Here is a 2524-nt window from a genome sequence, read left to right as displayed (position 1 = left end):
CGGCTCGTCGCTGGACGCGGTGCAGGTGGCGGCGGCCTGGCGGCGTGGCCGTGCCTGAGAGCGCGCACGCGACCGCGGCCGGTGGTCGCACCGACCGGATCACGCTGACGGGGCTGCGCGTCACCGGCAGGCACGGCGTGTTCGACCACGAACGCCGGGACGGTCAGGAGTTCGTGGTCGATCTCGTGGTGTGGCTGGACCTCGCGCGGGCCGCCGCGTCCGACGACCTCGCCGACACGCTCGACTACGGCGGCCTGGCCCGGTCGGCCGCCGGGATCGTCGCCGGAGAGCCGTACGATTTGATCGAGAGTGTGGCGGGCCGGATCGCCGACGAGGTGCTGCGGGACGAACGGGTGCACACCGTCGAGGTGACCGTGCACAAGCCGTCGGCGCCGATCCCTGAGACGTTCGCCGACGTGGCCGTGACGATCGTGCGGGGCCGGTGATCTCGCGATGAGCAGGGCGGTGCTCTCGCTGGGGTCGAATCTGGGTGACCGGCTCGCCTACCTGCGCCTGGCCGTGGACGGCCTGCGGGACGTGCTGGTGGCGGTGTCGTCGGTGTACGAGACGAAGCCGTGGGGCGTGACCGACCAGCCGGACTTTCTCAACGCGGTGTGCGTGGTCGACGATCCCGCTCGTGACCACTGGGCGTGGCTGCGCACGGCGCAGGAGCTGGAACGCCGGGCGGAGCGCGTGCGGGAGACCCGGTGGGGCCCGCGCACCCTCGATGTCGACGTGGTGACCGTGGACGACGTGTGCAGCGACGACCCGGAACTGGTGCTGCCGCATCCGGGGACCGCGCGGCGTGCGACCGTGCTGGTGCCGTGGCTGGAGATCGACCCGTCCGCCGACGTCCCTGGTGTGGGTGGTGCGGCCGACCTGCTGGCGGCGCTGCCCCGCTCCGACCGCGACGACGTCACACCCCGCCCTGACCTCGCCCTGACCCACTGACCACACGACACCCGCCGCTGTTGGCGTGCCGTCAAGGCCCCCTTCACTGCGTTGAGTGCAGTCAAGGAGGCCTTGACGGCATGCCAACGACATGAACGGGGCGTTCGTGGGGGGTGGGGAGGGGTCACCGTGGGGTCCCCTCCGTGTGCCGTGGGTACGGTGGGTGCCATGCAGTTCACGCGGGCACGGGACCTCCTCGTCGCCGGGGTGATCGGTTTCGCGCTGGCGTTCCCCTTGTTCCGCGCGGCCTACCAGTCGCTGCCCAGCCTGCCCACGCTGGCCGGCGTCACCCTCCTGGTGCTCGCGGTGGCCGAGCTGGTGCTGGCGTTCGTGGTCCGCACTCGCATCCGCTCGCGCGCGGTCGTGACCGGGCTCGGTATCGCCCGCGTGGTCGCGCTGGCGAAGGCATCCTCGTTGCTGGGCGCGCTGATGTCCGGCGCGTGGCTCGGTGCGCTGGGCTACCTGGGTCCCCGTGCGGGCCGGGTCGTGGCGGCCTCCGACGACCTGCCCGCCGCGATCGTGGGCGTGTGCTGTGCGGCGGCTCTGGTGGGCGCGGCCCTGTGGCTGGAGTACTGCTGCCGCACACCGAGCGACCCTGATCGGGACCACGATCGCCCGCCGACCGGTTAGCGCACTGAACCCACCGCTCGAAGTACCGAATAGGTCTCGAGAAGGTCACCGGAAGGTACGGTATGGACATGACTGGCGTGGGTGACGACTCGCGCGGCCGAGCGACAGGTCGGCCGTGGCTGGCCGTCGGCTTTCTCCTCGCCATCGGCGCCACCCTCGCGCTGGTGCTCACCGACGACCTCCGGTGGATCCGGCTCGCGGTCGTCGCCGCGCTCTGGGCGGCGTTGATCGGTGCGCTCATGGCCGTGAAGTACCGCAGGGCGGCGGCGACGAGCGAGAAGTCGGCGGCGAAGGCGCAGCAGATCTACGAGCTCGAGCTGCAGAAGGAGATCGCGGCCCGCCGCGAGTTCGAACTGGAGACGGAAGCGGAGGCGCGGCGGCGCGCCGAGGCGGAGTCCCGTGAGGAGCTGGACGCGCTCCGCGGGGAGCTCAGTGCGCTGCGCGAGAACCTGCAGACCCTGTTCGGCGGCGAGGTGCTGTGGGAGCGGGTCGCGCTCACCGCGCAATCCACGCGCATGCGGTCGTTCGGCGAGGAACCCAGGCTCGTGCCCGCCGGGGACGCGGCCGAGGACAGACCCGCGATCACGGTCGGCTCCGACGGTGCCGAGGCCGAGGCGTTCGACCGCCCCACCGAGCTGATCAGCAGGGCGGCCGACGCCGACGCCGAGAGGGTCGCGGATCGGCGTGGCGGGGCCAGGAACGGCGCGGCACGAGGCCCCCGCGCCGTCGCCAACGGAGCCGCTGTCAACGGTGCTCCCGCCAACGGAGCCGCCGCCAACGGAGCCGTCGCCAACGGCGCCACTGCCAACGGCGCCCTCGCGAACGGTGCTCCCGCTGACGGCGTCCCCGGTAACGCTGTCCCGGCTCGCGGAGCCGCAGCTCACGGGGCCGTTGCCAACGGAGCCGCCGCCCACGGTCAGGCCCCCAACGGCACCCCGAACGG

4 protein-coding genes are annotated in these 2524 nt (G+C 72.7%); all 4 read left to right on the top strand.

Annotation, left to right across the window (positions count from 1 at the left end):
- The first annotated feature begins 44 nt into the window (after nt 1–44).
- Nucleotides 45–446 carry a dihydroneopterin aldolase gene (gene folB, locus SACSA_RS0107640; RefSeq protein ID WP_019814762.1) on the top strand — a complete coding sequence of 134 codons (402 nt, stop codon included), beginning with the start codon at nt 45–47 and terminating at the stop codon, nt 444–446.
- A gap of 7 nt (nt 447–453) precedes the next feature.
- Nucleotides 454–951 (top strand): 2-amino-4-hydroxy-6-hydroxymethyldihydropteridine diphosphokinase, encoded by a 498-nt coding sequence (folK, locus tag SACSA_RS0107635; protein WP_019814760.1) that lies wholly within the window; start codon nt 454–456, stop codon nt 949–951.
- Nucleotides 952–1119: 168 nt separating this feature from the next.
- Complete coding sequence (locus SACSA_RS0107630) at nt 1120–1581, top strand: DUF3180 domain-containing protein (protein ID WP_019814758.1); 462 nt, start codon at nt 1120–1122, stop codon at nt 1579–1581.
- 68 nt (nt 1582–1649) lie between these two features.
- Nucleotides 1650–2524 (top strand): DUF6779 domain-containing protein (locus SACSA_RS21960; protein WP_332253300.1); only part of this gene is annotated, 875 nt, incomplete at its 3' end.

The sequence above is a fragment of the Saccharomonospora saliphila YIM 90502 genome, from assembly GCF_000383795.1.
Lineage (GTDB): Bacteria > Actinomycetota > Actinomycetes > Mycobacteriales > Pseudonocardiaceae > Saccharomonospora > Saccharomonospora saliphila.
This window is presented reverse-complemented; position numbering and strand designations above follow the sequence as displayed.